Here is a 15,576-nt window from a genome sequence, read left to right as displayed (position 1 = left end):
CCCGTTATCTGATTACCACTCTTGGCTGGTTTCTCGCAATGCGGCAACTTCACGCTTAGCGGCGTTGAGGTGAGTCACCAGTTGCTCGCTCAAGCTGGCTTGATCAGCGACCGCGATCATTGCCGGGTTAGCAGCGCGGCGCGTTGCCACCCCGTCACTGCTATGCAACTTCTCAAGCTGCGACACCAGCCAAAACAACCAACTGTCTGGATGCTGTGCCAAGTCACGTAGGCGCTGAAGCTCTGCCATCGCAGGCCCTTCATCGGACAATAGATAACGCCAATCGTGTTGCCCCAAGCGAGCGTGCTCGGTCACTTCGCGCAGCAACGATACCAGCGCCAGCTCAAACAGGGCGAGCGCGCCCTCCTCTTGGGCCATTCCCCGGGCGGTTGCGTGCTCGTCATCCTCACTGGTGGATGTGATCAGTAGTTCAGCTTGATAAAGCAATTGATTGGTGCGCGAACGATCACTCATTTCTTGCGTTTGTCCTCAACATGCCACTTACCGCCTTCGTAGGTCGCCTTCCAGCCCGTCGCTTTACCTTCCTCGTCGGTCATTACGTACTGCTCTTTAAACTTGCGCGAGTAGCGAATTTGCGCAGGACGTCCATCCGGATCTTCACTCGGTGCCTTGAGAATAAAATGATACTTCTCGGGCAGTTCATCGGCATGGGCTTTCAGCTCTTTAACAAGCGGCGGACGTGTTTCACGATTTTTGGGGAATTTGCTGGCCGCCAAAAATAGCCCGCTTGCCCCGTCGCGCAGCACATAGTGGTCGTCAACTTTTTGACAGGTCAGCTCAGGCATCGCAATGGGATCCATTTTAGGCGGTGCCACTTCGCCGCTTTTTAACAGCTTCCGGGTGTTTTTACATTCGTCGTTGGTGCAACCAAAGTACTTCCCGAAACGGCCCGATTTAAGCTGCATGTCGGCACCGCATTTATCGCACTCGATCAGCGGACCATCGTAGCCCTTGATTTTGAACTTGCCGGTTTCCACCTCGTAGCCTTCGCAATCCGGGCTGTTACCACAGATGTGCAGCTTGCGGGTTTCATCGATCAAATAGTTATCCATGGCCGTGCTGCAAATCGGGCAGCGGCGCTTGGCTCGCAAGGCGTTGGTTTCGGCCTCTTCATCGGCGTCGGCGGCCACCGCCTCTTCACCGGGAATCAAGTCAATGGTGGTTTTACAGCGCTCTTTGGGCGGCAAATTATAGCCACTGCAACCGAGAAATACGCCGGTCGATGCCGTCCGAATCTGCATTTCACGACCGCAGGTAGGGCAATCGATATCGGTGGGCACCGGCTGGTTGGGCCGCATACCGTCTTCGCTTTCGGCCTGGGCTAACTCCTCGCGAAACTCTTCATAGAACGCGTCTAACAGCGCCTGCCAGTTTCGTTCGCCCTCAGCCACTTCATCCAGGCCGTCTTCCATCCGCGCGGTAAACGAGAAATCCATTAAATCAGGGAAGGATTCTTTTAACCGCTCGGTGACGATATCGCCAAGCTTTTCCGCGTAGAAGCGGCGACTTTCAAGCTTCACGTAGCCGCGATCCTGGATCGTCGAAATAATTGAGGCGTAGGTCGACGGACGCCCAATGCCTTGTTTCTCAAGCTCTTTGACCAAGCTTGCCTCGGTGTAGCGTGCAGGTGGCTTGGTAAAGTGCTGCTGTGGGTCGAGTGTTTCAAGCGTCATCGGCGTACCGGTCGGCAAGTCGGGCAAACGCTGGTCTTCGTTTTTACCGCTGGGTTTCATGACCCGCGTATAACCGTCAAATTTCAGCACCCGCCCTTTGGCGCGCAGGTCGTAACCGTCAACTTCCACACTCAGCGTGCTGGAAAGGTACTCGGCAGGTGTCATCTGACAAGCGACAAACTGCCGCCAAATCAGCTCGTACAGCCGCTCTGCGTCGCGTTCCATGCTTACCAGGTCAGTAGCCTGACGCTCAACGCTAGACGGACGTATCGCTTCGTGAGCCTCCTGAGCGCTTTCTTTACTGGTATAGCGGTTGGCCGTTTCGGGCAAGTAGCGAGGCCCGTATTCTTCACCAATAAACGCACGCACGTTCTCAACCGCGTCTTTTGAAAGATTGGTGGAATCGGTACGCATATAGGTGATGTAGCCCGCCTCGTAAAGGCGTTGGGCCATGGTCATGGTCTTTTTAACCGAGAACCCCAAACGCCCACTCGCCGCCTGTTGCAGCGTAGAGGTAATAAAAGGCGCCGTGGGCTTGGAACTCGTCGGCTTATCTTCCCGGGAGGTAATCGAAAGCTTAGATTTCTTGAGCTGCGCAATGCGCGCCAAGGTGTCTTTTTCCGACGTTGGGCGGAACGCTTTGCCATCTTGGCGAACCAGCGCAAAACGCACCTGATCGCCGTCCGGCGAGGCTAGATCGGCGTGAACGTCCCAGAACTCTTCGGGTATAAACGCGCGTATTTCACGCTCGCGCTCAACAATCAAACGAACGGCAACGGACTGGACACGGCCCGCCGAAAGTCCTCGAGCAATTTTGGCCCACAGCAGCGGCGACAACATAAAACCCACTACCCGGTCGAGAAAACGCCTGGCCTGCTGGGCCTCAACGCGAGGAATATTCAAGGCACCCGGGGCTTTGAAGGCATCCTGAATCGCGTTTTTGGTTATCTCGTTGAACACCACGCGCTTGTAGCGGCTGTCGTCGCCGCCAATGGTTTCACGCAAGTGCCAGGCGATCGCTTCCCCCTCACGATCCAAATCCGTCGCCAGATAAACGGCGTCGGCTTTTTCGGCTAGCTTTTTGAGTTCAGCCACTACCTTTTCTTTACCGGGAAGCACTTCATAGTGCGCCTGCCAACCGTTGTCAGGGTCGATGCCCATCCGTCGTATTAACTGGTCTTGGGCCTTACGCTTTTTGTATACGGCCTTCTCATCCGCCGACATTTTGCGAGTTGCTGCAGCTTGGCGAGCGCGCTCCTTAGGGTCAGAGGCCGCCTTACCTGAGCCGCTGGTCGGCAGGTCACGGATGTGACCCACGCTCGACTTTACGATGAAATCGTTGCCGAGGTATTTATTGATCGTCTTCGCTTTGGCGGGCGACTCGACGATGACCAGTGACTTGCCCATAGTGCTCCACTTTAACTTTATTAGTGCACACGCTGACGGTGCAATGAATACGTTGCCGCAACAGCGAACAGTAACCGTGCGGGCGAAAAAATGCGCCTACCCTACCCCAGCCCAATACGAAGCGCCAGTAGCAAGCCTTGAGAATCCCGTCGATTTGATGGTGATGAAGATCACACTTTTCAATTAAAGCGTAGCTAGACACTAGACTGCCGGTTGCACAACGGCAACCCAAAAATCCTAGCGCTCAACGCAAACGCCCCTGCCTATAAGCAGGGGCGTAAGAGACTAACCGAAAAAACTATCCTTTCGTGGGAGGCTTGCGCCGTGATGCTGTCGGCTTTTTAGTGCTTGCGTTGCTCTTTGCCGCCGGGGCTTTCTGGGTGGCCTTTGCCGGGGCTTTCTGGGTGGCCTTTGCCGGGGTTTCCTGGGTGGCCTTTGCTGGCGCCTGAGAGGCCTTTGCAGGCGGTTGCTGAGGCGTGTCAGGACTAGACTCAACCGCTTTCACGGCGGGCCGAGCTTGACTAAATAGTTCGCTGACCTGCGCAAAGCGCGACGCCGCATGTTCCGAAAGCTCACCGCTTGCCGACAGTACATCTTCAAGATGCGTCAGATGGGCATCAATCTCAGCATTGGATTGACCCTTGAGCAGTGTAGGCAGCGAGCTAAGCGCTTGCTCCCGATCCAACTTCAAGATGAAGAACTGCTCACGCACCAAGTGCTTAAAGTCACTCAGCTTGGTACTGGGCTCAAGGGCCGCCCGTGAGGCACGGAGGCGTTTAAAGTTACGTTCGTCAGTGGCAGGCGCGCCCCCGAGCACGTAAATCACTGCGCGCATAACCGCTTCGTGGGCGCCACCTTGCTCAATTTTTTCACGCAGTTCATTTTGGCGCTGCTCCAAAAAGCGGCGGTGCTCGGGCTCGTCACCGGGACGGCGGCGATGCACATGAGCATCGCCATATAGCCCAACGGCGGCCTGAAGAAGCGGTTGACCGTAGATATCCATAAATAGCCGCTCGGTAGCGCTATCGCGGGCATCGCGCATCGCGTTGAGGCCTGTCACGATTTGGTCGGACGTCATGGTCTCAAACGCTTTAAACAGATTGTCTTTGCCCACCGGGTGACGATCTTGACGAATCTGTTCTGCCATAACGGGTAGCGGCACGCTCATGGGGTTACGGTCGGAGAGTAGTTTATAGCCAAGTCTTATGGGGTGCATTCGACGGATCCAGCGCGCCGCCTCGGGGGTCATGACCGCCTGCAGCCAAGGCTGCATAAAAATACGATATAACCCAAGATTAATCTCAGAGATGCGCGCCACCGTAGCAAAACGGCGATCATCTTCCGGCTCGTGCATTACCTCGCGATCCAGCTCGTCAAAGTTACGCGGGGTAAATTCAAGCAAATAGTCACGCTCGATCAACTCGCCTTGGTCATGCTCATCAACATGCGTGATGGTCGTTTCGAACAGTCCCGGCGGCATGACATCGATGTAATCCATGTTAGCCGTAAACTCGGTGTGCTCCTTGCGCGACACACTGCTCGATACGAAAATGCCCAAATGCCCTGTGGTGTCGTGCTGGCAATAGACGATGGTCTGCTCGTTGGCAATAATATCTTTTTCGTCATCGTACAAATCACGAATCCAGCCCAGCGCCTGGGGTGGCGGCGTAATGTCATCGCCTCGTGAGCAGAAGACTACAACCGGCGAACGTACGTTGCGTAAATCGATTCGACGACCGTCGCGGGTCACCAGCTGCGCGGTGGACAGCCGATTGCCTATAAATAGATTATCGACGATGTACTGGATCTCTTCGCCGCCCAGCACAACATGACCACCCCACCACCGCTCAAATTCGAGGTAGCGGTTTGCCTCGGTATCGACATTGGCAAACAGGTTGTACTGTTTTTTCCAATAGGTATTCGCTGGGTTAAGGCGCTCAAAGTTTTGAACCAGCCACGCCCCATCAAATAAGCCGTTACCCAAATCGCTGGTCATAGCGGTCACCCAGCTGCCGCCGGCCATCCCGCCGGTGTAGCGCATAGGCGCTTTGCCGTGCTCACCTGCCCAATACGACAGGGGTGCACCGGCAATCAAAATAGGACCAAAGACATCGGGCTCTAGCGCCGCGGCCATCATCACCTGCCAGCCTGCCTGGCAATTGCCAACGACCATCGGCTTTTCAGTGGTTTCAGGGTGGCGCTCAATGATGTGACGCAGGAACGCCACCTCTGACTCGACCACGTCTTCGACCGTTTGGCCTGGCTCGGGAAACGGTAGAAAACCAATAAAGTAGCAAGGGTGCCCAGCTCTCAATGCCACACCAAGCTCGCTGTCGGGTTTAAACCCGCCGATACCCGGCCCATGGCCGGCGCGCGGGTCAACCACCACAAAGGGGCGACTTAGCGGGTCAGTTTCCACGCCCTCAGGCGGTATAACGCGAAGTAATTCGTAGTTGGTGGGCTGCGGTAAAGTGCGCCCATCCACCAGGACTTCGGTTTCAAACCCCAACACACTGGGCTTGGTCTGCTCCATGTGGGCCAAGTATTGATTGCCACGCTCGCGCATCACATCCAGGTAAAGCACGCTACGTTCAACGCTATCACGCCAGTAATCAAACGCAGCGCGGCCAAACCCAAATGGATCCATCAGCGTCGTCATCGCCTCGCTGACGGAAACCGCCAAGTTCTCTTGGCCACCTGAAGGACGAGCCTGAGTTGGCATGAAAGGGTTAGCGAAGAAATTCATAGGATCTCCCATTAGGTTGATGCAATAGCATCGAACCCGAAAGCAATGATGCTGCAATGCAATATAGTTTAGGACACTCGCCGCTGAACGTCGATGCTTATCGCTGACTCATTGGTATAACCTATTACTAAGCCCTTGTGCCCACTGCAACCTCTTTGTCCTTTGTTAGGGCCTGTGTCTAGCATGCGGTGTCATGCAAAAGCCAAGTTATGTTACATTATGCTTTACTACCTACGTATCAATCGGCATGCAGTCGGAGATGGCTTACGTTGCCGCGTGACATTGCCTGCCGCCCAGTAGAGAGGCTCTCTCGCTATGAGCAATAACACCTCGCCACGTGTTCCCAGCGGTGAAAAATTCCGCAACGAACACGGTATGTCGGTGATTAAAGATGGCATGAAACAGCGTAAGACAGACGCTGACGCCCCTTCTTTAGATCGTAAGCCCAAATGGCTACGCGCTCAGATCCCCGGTGGCGAGCGCTTTGAGGCGGTAAAAAAGAACGTCGCCACCCATCGGCTCAGTACCGTTTGCGCCGAATCCCACTGCCCGAATATGGGCGAGTGTTGGAGCAACGGCACGGCAACGATCATGCTGATGGGATCGGTGTGTACGCGTGCCTGCCGTTTCTGCGCGGTCGACACCGGCAATCCTCAGGGCTGGCTTGATCACGAAGAGCCTGAGAACACCGCAAAATCGGTCGAGCTGATGGGCCTTCGCTACATCGTGTTGACCTCGGTCGACCGCGACGACTTGGACGACGGTGGCGCCGGCCACTACGCCAATTGCATTCGCGCTATCAAGGCGCGCACCCCCCACGTGGTGGTGGAAGCATTGACGCCGGATTTCGACGGTGAGCCAGCGGCGATCGAGCAAGTGGCCGACTCAGGGCTTGAAGTCTTTGCCCAAAACGTCGAAACGGTCGAACGGCTGACCAGCCGCGTGCGCGACCCACGGGCAGGCTATCGCAAGACGCTGGATGTGTTGGCCCATGCAAAACGCCACCGTCCCGGCGTAATCACCAAGACCAGCTTGATGCTCGGCCTGGGTGAAACCGACGAAGAGATCCTTCAGACGTTTGACGATCTCCGCGAGATTGGCGTCGATATCGTTACGTTGGGACAGTATCTGCGCCCGACCAAGAACCACCTGCCGGTGGAGCGCTGGGTAAGCCCTGAGGAATTCGATCGCTATCGAGAAATCGGCCTAGAGAAAGGCTTTATGGAAGTGCCGTCGGGCCCGCTGGTTCGCTCAAGCTATCGCGCTGACCGCGTATTTGAAAAGAACAATTTAGGCTTGGCCTCTCCAGCGACAGTTCCCGGTCAAGAGCCAGACCCAAACCGTATTCCCACGCTTAACGTTGGTTAAGCAATAAGCCTACCGCGCCGCCGCTAGTCGAGCAGCGGTGGCTGCTTGCCCGCCACTAACGCACGCTGTAATTGATTGGCCAGCGCTTTGGCAAGCTGCTCACCGACTTGGTGATCTTTAGGCAAGGCAACCCAATCGGCCAAACGGGTCATGGGCATACCGGCGTAGCCACAAGGGTTAATGGACGAAAAAGGCGTCAGATCACCATCTACATTGAACGCCACGCCGTGAAAGCTAGCACCGCGGCGGATGCGCAACCCCAAAGACGCAATCTTCGCTTCGCCGGTATCGCCCGCCACGTAGACGCCGGGCGCATCGGGCCGAGCGCTTGCCGACACACCGTAGTCCGCCAGAACGCTGATCACCGCATTTTCCAGCGCTGTGACCAGCGTACGCACACCCAGTTGACCGCGTCGCACATCAAGTAGTGGGTAAAGTACCACTTGCCCAGGGCCGTGATAGGTCACCTGCCCTCCTCGGTCGGTATGCACCACCGGAATGTCACCCGGCATTAATATATGCTCGGGTTTGCCGGCCTGCCCTTGGGTAAACACCGGGTCGTGCTCCACCAGCCAAAACTGGTCAGGCGTTTGTGCATCACGGCTGTCGGTCAATGAGCGCATGGCCTGCCAAACAGGCAAATAAGGCTTTCGCCCCAGCACATGCAGCTCAATGGGCAGTGCTGCCATTACACCACCATGTGCACTAGGCCGGTGGCTTTTAGCTCATCGAAAAGCTGTTTCAATTGCGGCTCACCCGTCGCCGTGATGGTGACCCGCACCGATTGAAAACGCCCGTTTCGGCTATCAATAACCTGCATAGTCGCTTCATCGAAGTCCGGCGCATGCCGGACGATGACCTGGCATACCCGTGCCGGAAAATCTTCAGTAGCGTCTCCCACCACTTTTAACGGATATTGGCAGGGAAAGCTGATTTTAGGCGTTTCTTGAGGTGCAGGCTTACGCAGATCACGGAAGCTATCTTGTCCACCTTTTGACATAAAAAACCCATTGGTTTCGCAAATAATAATCCGCTCACAGAGCGTAAGACGGTGCGCTATCAGTCAATAAATTTACTGAGTAAATTGGAAAAGAAAAGACGCACCTGATCAAACATTTTTTTGAAGAAGCCGCCTTCTTCGACGTCTTCCAATGCCACTATACGTCTTTCTCCGACCACATCATCGCCCATATGAATCTCTAGCGTGCCGACTTCATCGCCCACGCTAAGCGGTGCGTGCAGATCCGCATTGAGATTTAAGCGGGCACGCAGTTCATCGTTGCGGTTGCGGGGCAGCGTCATGGTCACTTTTTCATCAACCCCCACGCGAACCTCGTTGATATCACCGCCCCACACGCGTGGTGTGGCCAGCACAGCGCCGCGCTCGTAAAGGTTCATGGTTTCAAAGAACCGAAAGCCATAACTGAGTAGTTTTTGCGTTTCCTGCGCGCGGGCCTCATCAGAATCGGTTCCCATTACCACCGAGATCAACCGCATCTCGCCACGCTTGGCCGATGAAACCAAGCAATAACCCGCCTCGGATGTCCAGCCGGTTTTCAAACCATCAACCGTAGGATCACGCCACAGCAGGCGGTTACGGTTGGGCTGTTCGATCCCGCTAAAGGTAAAGTTACGCTGGGAATAAATTTCATAGTGTTCGGGATAATCGTTGATGATGTGCTGAGTAAGCAGCGCCATGTCTTCCGCTGACGAGTAATGATTCTCGCCCGGTAGCCCCGTGGCGTTTTCAAAATTGGAGTTTTCCATCCCCAACCGTGCGGCGTGCTGGTTCATCAAATCAGCAAACGGCGCTTCGCCTCCCGCCAGATGCTCCGCCATCGCCACGCTGGCATCGTTGCCGGAAACAATCACAATGCCGTGCAGCAAATCTTCAACCGCGACCTGATCGCCTACTTCAACGAACATTTTAGAGCCGCCGGTACGCCAAGCTTTTTCGCTAATGCTGACCTTGTCATCAGCGCTAATGCTGCCCTGGTTCAACTCGCGTTCGACCAGATAGGCGGTCATCAACTTGGTTAAACTGGCCGGGGGCAGCCGTTCATCGGCATTATGCTCAGCCAATACTTCACCGCTGTCCGCATCCATTAATATCCACGAGCTGGCCGCCAGTTGAGGCGGCGCAGGGATAATCGTTTGCGGCTGCGGCGAGGGTGAATCTTGGGCACTCACGGCAGGCGCAACCACAATGGCAGCGGCTACCACACACAGCCGCGCGGAAGACAATAAAGCGTGAAACATTTTCATGGAGACAATCTCATTAACTTGAAAAAAAACGCGGCCATCGGCGCGCGCCTACTAATAAATGGGGGTGCAATTATCGCACGATAAACACATCGGTAAAGCCCGCATCGTGTAACGCTTTGCGAGCCTCACTTTCTTGATCGGCCGCTACCGGCCCTACCTGCACACGGTAAACATCATCGCTTGCTTGCACACGCACAGTGTGGCGCAACGCATCATTCAGTTGCGTTTGCAGTTGCCGTGCCGCTTGGGCATTGCCCAACGCCGCTATTTGCAAATAGACACTGTCGGCGGCATTGGGTTGAGTCGGTGCTTGTGGGGCCCTATTGACCGACGTCGATGCTGACGTTGACGCGGATGCCTGACTCGATGCCACCGCGGGCTGAGCGGTTCCCCCCGCATGTTGCGCCCGCCATTGAGCGGGGTCAATCGCCTCGACCTTCACCGCACCGGTGCCCTCATCCAAAATATCCAGCCGGGCGGCGGCGGCATAAGAAAGGTCAATTTCACGCTCGCTATGGAAGGGCCCACGATCGTTAACCCTGACAATCACCGACTGTCCATTGCGCTCGTTTGTCACCCGGGCGAATGTGGGAAGCGGTAACGAACGGTGCGCCGCCGACATTTTATACATATCGTAAATTTCACCGTTCGAGGTGGCATAGCCGTGGAATTTTTTACCATACCAAGAGGCTAACCCACGCTTGCTATACCCGTCAGCGTCCGGCAGAACATGGTAAGTTTTTCCCCAAACCTCGTAAGTTGAACGGTTGCCCGCCCTCGAATGCGGTTCATCGCGCGGCTCGGCGTCAGGGACTTGTGAAACATCCGGGGGATCAAGTGGATAGGCATCGCCGCTCATGGCGTAACGACCACCGGCCGTCTCCCGATCGTTGGTTGGCTCAGGGGAAGCACTTGTTTGGTTGGCCGCCGTTTGCACGGTATTCGGTTCGTGGCTGGCACAACCGCTTACCAAGGTCAGGGCGACGACCGCCCAACCTAACCGCTGATAGACTTTCGCGTGGCACCTCATGCGTCGTCCTCACCCTGGGTCTCGTTCGCTTCTGCCCCTATCGCCTCTGCCAGCTCTGCGACGGCCATGGCATATAGGTGACTGTGGTTGTAACGGGTAATCACGTAAAAATTATACTCACCAAGACGGTACGATAGCTCTCCATCGCTTTGGGTCAGGACGAGCGGTGACACCTTTATAGCCTCATCCAGCGTCACGTTAGGGGTAATGCCCACTGACGCCAGCGTGCTTAACGCCGTGTCAGGCGGTGTTATCTGATTCACAGTAAGACCTGAGGGCGCTGTATCGGGCCCCTGGGCAGCGTGGTACACCGCTTCGCCCGCTTGCCAGCCGTGCTCCGCGAAATAGTTCCCAACGCTGCCAATGGCGTCCACCGGGTTATTCCACAAATCGCGTTGGCCGTCGTTATCAAAATCAACGGCATAGGCCTGGTAGCTGGTAGGGATAAACTGCGGATACCCCATTGCTCCCGCATAAGAGCCTTTTAACGCGGCAGGCTCAACCTGCTGGTCATAGGCAATCTGCAGGAAGGCCGCCAGCTCACGATAAAAAAAATCGCCCCGTGTAGGGTGCTCAAAGGCCAGTGTGGCTAATGAATCCAATACAGGGTGCTCACCTCGGTAGCGGCCGTAATAGGTCTCGACGCCAATAATCGCGGTGATAATGTCGCGGGGAACACCGTAAACTTGCTCGGCTTTAGCCAGCGCATCGGCGTGCGTTTGTTGGAATTCAACGCCTTCCTCAATACGCTGCTGGGTAATAAAAATATCGCGATACTCATGCCACTCAAGATGGCGCTCGGCCGCCCCTTGCATGGCATCCAGCACGGACTGGCGCATCGATGCTTGGCGCAATTGTTCGGTTAACCAAACACCGGGCAATCCCTTTTCTTTCAGGCTTTCAACAAGCGACCGCGCCCCTTCGTGCTGTCGCGGGTCAAAATCACCGGCCTCCGCCGCCATCCCTGGAAGCGCTACGCTACCCAACATCAGGGCCGCGATGCCGACGCTTGCCATCCTTTTGGCGTTACTCATTCACTCACTGCTCCTTTAGAAGGCGTTGTGTCTTGTTTCAGTTCATCGCTAGCGCGGAAGAAGCCGTCGATGCGAGTGGATCGACATGAGAATACCGAAACCCAACAGCAAGGTCACGCTTGAGGTTCCCCCATAGCTGACCAACGGCAAGGGTACCCCGACAACTGGTAAAATCCCGCTTACCATCCCGACGTTAACAAACACATAGATAAAAAATGTCAGAATAATACTGCCGGCCACCAAGCGGCCAAAGGTGTTTTGCGATTCGCTCGCCAACCACAGCCCCCGACCCACAATCAACAAATAGAGGAAAATCAACACTACCATGCCAATAAGCCCCACTTCTTCACCCAACACCGCCACGATAAAGTCGGTATGGGGCTCAGGTAAAAATTCCAAATGCGATTGCGTTCCTTCTAGCCACCCTTTGCCGAAAATACCGCCGCTGCCAATCGCGGTCGTCGATTGAATAATATTCCAGCCTGCGCCAAGCGGATCGCTTTCAGGGTTCAGGAACGTCAGTATGCGCTGACGCTGATAGTTATGCAGATTCATCCATAGCAAAGGGAAACCCGCCACCAGCAAGGCGACGACAAGACCAATCAGTCGCCACGACAAACCCGCTAACAGCACAACAATTATCGCCGCGCTGGCCACCAATAATGAAGTTCCCAAATCAGGCTGGGCGGCAATCAGCGCCACGGGGAGCGCGATAAGTACGGCGCACACCATAATATCTTTCAACTTGGGAGGCAGCTCACACCGATTAAGATACGCGGCGACCATCAATGGCACGGCCAGCTTCATCATTTCAGAAGGTTGAAAGCGAATCACCCCGGGGATCACCAACCAGCGCTGGGCGCCCATACCAATATCGCCGACAAGCTCGACCGCCACCAACATCAGCACCCCGAAGCCGTAAACCACAGGCGCCCAACGTAGAAAGATAATCGGTGAAAACTGTGCCACCACCAACATCGCCACTAAAGCAACACCAAAACGTAACGCTTGGGCGATGACCACATTCATGCTCTGGCCAGAAGCACTGTAGATCACCAACAGACCACTGCCCATTAGGATCAACAGCAACCCCAACAACCAGGGATCCAAATGAATGCGCTCCCAGATACTTTTGCGTTTTGAAATGCCGCTACCAGCACGCACTGGTTGCCCGCGCATTGAACGGGTTAATGCCTGCCATGGCATGGTCAGTTACCCTCCACGTTGTGGGTATCGGTTTCAAGGGTTTCGCGCACTTCATCAACCTCAGGGGCTTCGTCTTCCAACAGCCATTCATCGGTCATTGCGCGTGCCAAGTGCGCCGCATGGGTACTGCCGCCGCCAGCGTTTTCGACAATCACCGCCACAGCAATCTGTGGGTCTTCGATGGGGGCAAACGCGATAAACAGCGCATGGTCACGTAGCCGCTCTTTCAGTTCGTCGGCGTCGTAGCGTTGGTCTTGGCCAAGTGAGAAAACCTGGGCGGTGCCCGACTTTCCTCCCATACGATACTCAAGCCCTTGCCCCATCCGACGAGCCGTCCCTTCCCGGCCGCTAACTACTTTTTCCATGCCGCTAAACACCCGATCCCACCAACTATCCTGTGCCAGATTGATATCGTCAGGCGTATCCGGCAGATCAGTTGGCAACGTCGAGTCGCCCACTTCACGGGCTATCCGTGGTTTTACCCACTCCCCACGATTGGCAAGGGTGGCCGTCGCAGTGGCCAACTGTAAGGGGGTTACTTGCCAATAGCCTTGCCCAATACCCACGGAAAGCGTCTCACCTGGGTACCACGTCTGGCCAAAGCGTTCGCGCTTCCATTCACGAGAAGGCATCAAGCCGGTGCTTTCGCTCTGCACATCGTGGGAAACGCGCTGACCAAAGCCAAAGTTGCTCATTTGCTCGTGAAGACTATCGATGCCCATCTCATGGGCAAGCGAGTAGTAAAAGGTGTTATTGGACACTGCCAGGGAGCGCTCCAAATCGACGCGCCCGTGCCCCCAGCGCAGCCAGTTGCGGTAGCGCCGAGAATCATTTGGCAGTTGGTAATAGCCGGGGTCGTTGATGGTGGTGTCCGGCGTGATAGCACCATCGGCGAGCCCGCCAAGTGCCAGGAAAGGTTTGATCGTGGAACCCGGTGGATAATGGCCTCGAATCGCGCGATTAAACAGTGGTAAATCGAGATTCTCCTGGAGCGCCTGATAAGAGGCCCTATCGATGCCGGTCACAAACTGATTGCTGTCAAAACCAGGCGTGGACACCATCGCGAGTATCTCGCCGCTGCTAGGCTGGATCGCCACGATCGATCCCCGACGACCGTCCATTAACTCGTAGGCCAGCTGCTGCAGAGATTTATCAAGCGTAAGCGTCAAATCCTTACCCGGCACGGGATCAGTGCGGCCTAACTCCCTTAGCACCCGACCGCGGGCGTTGGTTTCAACCTTACGTAACCCAGCCTGACCATGAAGCGCGTCTTCATAAAAGCGCTCGACGCCGGTTTTGCCAATAAAGTGCGTACCGGCATAGCGACTGGCATCCAGATTGGCTAATTCTTCAGCGTTGATCCGCCCCACATAGCCCAACGCATGGGCCATAATCTCGGCATTAGGGTAGTAACGCAACAACTGCGCTTCGACTTCGACCCCAGGTAGCTTGTGGCGATTAATCGCCAGCCGGGCAATTTGCTTTTCGCTCAGGTCACTGGCCAACAGAACCGGCTGAAAAGGTCGTTGCCACTGCTGGGAACGCTCATAAAACGTGGCGACATCTTCGCCGGTAAGGCCGAGAAGCTCAACCAGCAGCTCAAGCGTTTCGTCGACGTCTTCCGCTCGCTCGCGCACCAACGTCAGATTGTAGGTGGGCCGGTTTTCAGCCAAGAGCACGCCGTTACGGTCGTAAATCAAGCCACGATTAGGCGGAAGGGGTTCAACGCGAACGCGGTTGTTTTCAGAGCGCGTGCTGTAGACATCGTGCTGAACCACCTGCAAATAAGCCAACCGGCCGATCAGCAGGCTGGTTAAGGCCAACACGACCACCAGGGCCAATAACGCTCTCGCGCGGAAAATGCGTAGCTCTTGCTCGGGGTTTTTAAGCTTGTCGGAGCGCTGCGGCATAGCGGTGACTAACTCTCAATCAATCGATGACGGGCACCCAGTAGCATCCGGCTGCTTGAACGGTTAACGGTGATAGGGATGCCCGACCAGCAGCGTCCATGCACGATAAAGCTGCTCGGCGAGCATAATACGCACCAAGGGATGAGGTAAGGTGAGCGGGGAAAGCGACCAGCGTTGCTGGGCGATTGCCGACAAGCCTGGATCTAATCCATCTGGGCCACCCACCAGCAAAACCACGTCCTGGCCTTGCATTCGCCAGCCGTCGGCCTGCTTTGCAAGCTGCTCGGTTGTCCAGGGATGGCCGTGAACTTCCAACGCGACGACGTGCTCATTACCCCGCAACTTGCCACGGATGCGTTCGGCTTCTTGCTCACGCGCGCGGGCGATATCCGCGTTTTTTCCGCGCTGGCCTAACGCCACCTCTTCGATATCCAGGCTGAAATCTTTGGGTAAGCGTTTTCGGTATGTATCCACACCGTCGTCCACCCAAGCGGGCATTTTACCACCCACCGCCAACAGGCGGATTTTCATGACATGCTGGCCCGCTCGTCATGGACAGAAAGTTCATGCAGCGATGTGTCGCTGGGCAAATCGGCCCATAAGCGCTCCAAATCGTACAGCGCGCGGGCCTCAGGTAGCATAATGTGAACAATGACATCACTCAGGTCGACAAGCACCCAATCGGCGTTATCACCGCCCTCAACACCGCGCGGGGCCAGCCCGGCGGATTTGGCTCTTTCTACCACGTTTTGCGCGATTGCCGCCACGTGGCGGGTGGACGTGCCGCTGGCAATGAGCATGATGTCAGCAACGTCGGTTAGCTCGGCGACATCTAACTGCGCGATATCGCGAGCTTTTAACTCTTCCAGCGCATCAAGCGCTACGTTCTTTAATGTATCGATGTGCATATCTCCTA

General features: G+C 55.7%; 13 protein-coding genes. 1 reads left to right on the top strand and 12 read right to left on the bottom strand.

Annotation, left to right across the window (positions count from 1 at the left end; genetic code table 11):
• Window positions 1-12: 12 nt before the first annotated feature.
• From BLR97_RS12090 to BLR97_RS12080, 3 genes are all read right to left on the bottom strand, one after another.
• Window positions 13-474, bottom strand: a complete 462-nt coding sequence (locus BLR97_RS12090) for a DUF6586 family protein (RefSeq protein WP_089706791.1) — start codon at window positions 472-474, stop codon at window positions 13-15.
• Window positions 471-3,101, bottom strand: a complete 2,631-nt coding sequence (gene topA / locus BLR97_RS12085) for a type I DNA topoisomerase (protein WP_089706790.1) — start codon at window positions 3,099-3,101, stop codon at window positions 471-473. The genes BLR97_RS12090 and topA overlap by 4 nt, the downstream gene beginning before the upstream one ends.
• Window positions 3,102-3,399: 298 nt before the next feature.
• On the bottom strand, window positions 3,400-5,847 hold the full coding sequence (locus tag BLR97_RS12080) for a DUF3141 domain-containing protein (protein ID WP_089706789.1): 2,448 nt from the start codon (window positions 5,845-5,847) through the stop codon (window positions 3,400-3,402).
• A gap of 315 nt (window positions 5,848-6,162) precedes the next feature.
• Between BLR97_RS12080 and lipA the strand changes: the two genes are divergently transcribed.
• Window positions 6,163-7,215, top strand: a complete 1,053-nt coding sequence (lipA, locus tag BLR97_RS12075; RefSeq protein WP_089706788.1) for a lipoyl synthase — start codon at window positions 6,163-6,165, stop codon at window positions 7,213-7,215.
• Between the two features lie 23 nt (window positions 7,216-7,238).
• Here lipA and lipB read toward each other — a convergent pair whose 3' ends face one another.
• The 9 genes from lipB to rsfS form a co-directional block, all read right to left on the bottom strand.
• A complete protein-coding gene (lipB, locus tag BLR97_RS12070) occupies window positions 7,239-7,904 on the bottom strand; it encodes a lipoyl(octanoyl) transferase LipB (RefSeq protein ID WP_089706787.1) in 666 nt (221 codons plus the stop codon).
• On the bottom strand, window positions 7,904-8,215 hold the full coding sequence (locus BLR97_RS12065) for an HP0495 family protein (RefSeq protein WP_089706786.1): 312 nt from the start codon (window positions 8,213-8,215) through the stop codon (window positions 7,904-7,906). Before BLR97_RS12065 ends, lipB begins: the two co-directional genes overlap by 1 nt.
• Before the next feature lie 59 nt (window positions 8,216-8,274).
• On the bottom strand, window positions 8,275-9,480 hold the full coding sequence (locus tag BLR97_RS12060) for a D-alanyl-D-alanine carboxypeptidase family protein (RefSeq protein ID WP_089706785.1): 1,206 nt from the start codon (window positions 9,478-9,480) through the stop codon (window positions 8,275-8,277).
• Window positions 9,481-9,550: 70 nt separating this feature from the next.
• Window positions 9,551-10,510, bottom strand: a complete 960-nt coding sequence (locus BLR97_RS12055; protein ID WP_089706784.1) for a septal ring lytic transglycosylase RlpA family protein — start codon at window positions 10,508-10,510, stop codon at window positions 9,551-9,553.
• On the bottom strand, window positions 10,507-11,544 hold the full coding sequence (mltB, locus tag BLR97_RS12050; protein ID WP_089706783.1) for a lytic murein transglycosylase B: 1,038 nt from the start codon (window positions 11,542-11,544) through the stop codon (window positions 10,507-10,509). The genes BLR97_RS12055 and mltB overlap by 4 nt, the downstream gene beginning before the upstream one ends.
• Window positions 11,545-11,592: 48 nt before the next feature.
• Window positions 11,593-12,750: a rod shape-determining protein RodA gene (gene rodA, locus BLR97_RS12045; RefSeq protein ID WP_089706782.1), complete on the bottom strand. Its 1,158-nt coding sequence runs from the start codon at window positions 12,748-12,750 to the stop codon at window positions 11,593-11,595.
• Between the two features lie 2 nt (window positions 12,751-12,752).
• Window positions 12,753-14,660 carry a penicillin-binding protein 2 gene (gene mrdA, locus BLR97_RS12040; RefSeq protein ID WP_089706781.1) on the bottom strand — a complete coding sequence of 636 codons (1,908 nt, stop codon included), beginning with the start codon at window positions 14,658-14,660 and terminating at the stop codon, window positions 12,753-12,755.
• A 63-nt stretch (window positions 14,661-14,723) separates the two neighbouring features.
• On the bottom strand, window positions 14,724-15,191 hold the full coding sequence (gene rlmH, locus BLR97_RS12035) for a 23S rRNA (pseudouridine(1915)-N(3))-methyltransferase RlmH (protein ID WP_089706780.1): 468 nt from the start codon (window positions 15,189-15,191) through the stop codon (window positions 14,724-14,726).
• Window positions 15,188-15,568, bottom strand: a complete 381-nt coding sequence (rsfS, locus tag BLR97_RS12030; RefSeq protein ID WP_089706779.1) for a ribosome silencing factor — start codon at window positions 15,566-15,568, stop codon at window positions 15,188-15,190. Before rsfS ends, rlmH begins: the two co-directional genes overlap by 4 nt.
• Window positions 15,569-15,576: the final 8 nt, after the last annotated feature.

Origin of the sequence: Vreelandella arcis, from assembly GCF_900103865.1 — a bacterium.
GTDB lineage: Bacteria > Pseudomonadota > Gammaproteobacteria > Pseudomonadales > Halomonadaceae > Vreelandella > Vreelandella arcis.
Note: the sequence above shows the minus strand (reverse complement) of the source record. Positions and strands in the feature narration are given on the sequence as shown.

Bases quoted from the DNA above. Each gene is read 5' to 3' on its own strand.
- BLR97_RS12060 (WP_089706785.1), bottom strand. From the start codon at position 9,480: ATGAAAATGTTTCACGCTTTATTGTCTTCCGCGCGGCTGTGTGTGGTA.
- lipB (WP_089706787.1), bottom strand. From the start codon at position 7,904: ATGGCAGCACTGCCCATTGAGCTGCATGTGCTGGGGCGAAAGCCTTAT.
- rlmH (WP_089706780.1), bottom strand. From the start codon at position 15,191: ATGAAAATCCGCCTGTTGGCGGTGGGTGGTAAAATGCCCGCTTGGGTG.
- lipA (WP_089706788.1), top strand. From the start codon at position 6,163: ATGAGCAATAACACCTCGCCACGTGTTCCCAGCGGTGAAAAATTCCGC.
- topA (WP_089706790.1), bottom strand. From the start codon at position 3,101: ATGGGCAAGTCACTGGTCATCGTCGAGTCGCCCGCCAAAGCGAAGACG.
- BLR97_RS12080 (WP_089706789.1), bottom strand. From the start codon at position 5,847: ATGAATTTCTTCGCTAACCCTTTCATGCCAACTCAGGCTCGTCCTTCA.
- BLR97_RS12065 (WP_089706786.1), bottom strand. From the start codon at position 8,215: ATGTCAAAAGGTGGACAAGATAGCTTCCGTGATCTGCGTAAGCCTGCA.
- BLR97_RS12090 (WP_089706791.1), bottom strand. From the start codon at position 474: ATGAGTGATCGTTCGCGCACCAATCAATTGCTTTATCAAGCTGAACTA.
- rodA (WP_089706782.1), bottom strand. From the start codon at position 12,750: ATGCCATGGCAGGCATTAACCCGTTCAATGCGCGGGCAACCAGTGCGT.
- mrdA (WP_089706781.1), bottom strand. From the start codon at position 14,660: ATGCCGCAGCGCTCCGACAAGCTTAAAAACCCCGAGCAAGAGCTACGC.
- BLR97_RS12055 (WP_089706784.1), bottom strand. From the start codon at position 10,510: ATGAGGTGCCACGCGAAAGTCTATCAGCGGTTAGGTTGGGCGGTCGTC.
- rsfS (WP_089706779.1), bottom strand. From the start codon at position 15,568: ATGCACATCGATACATTAAAGAACGTAGCGCTTGATGCGCTGGAAGAG.
- mltB (WP_089706783.1), bottom strand. From the start codon at position 11,544: ATGAGTAACGCCAAAAGGATGGCAAGCGTCGGCATCGCGGCCCTGATG.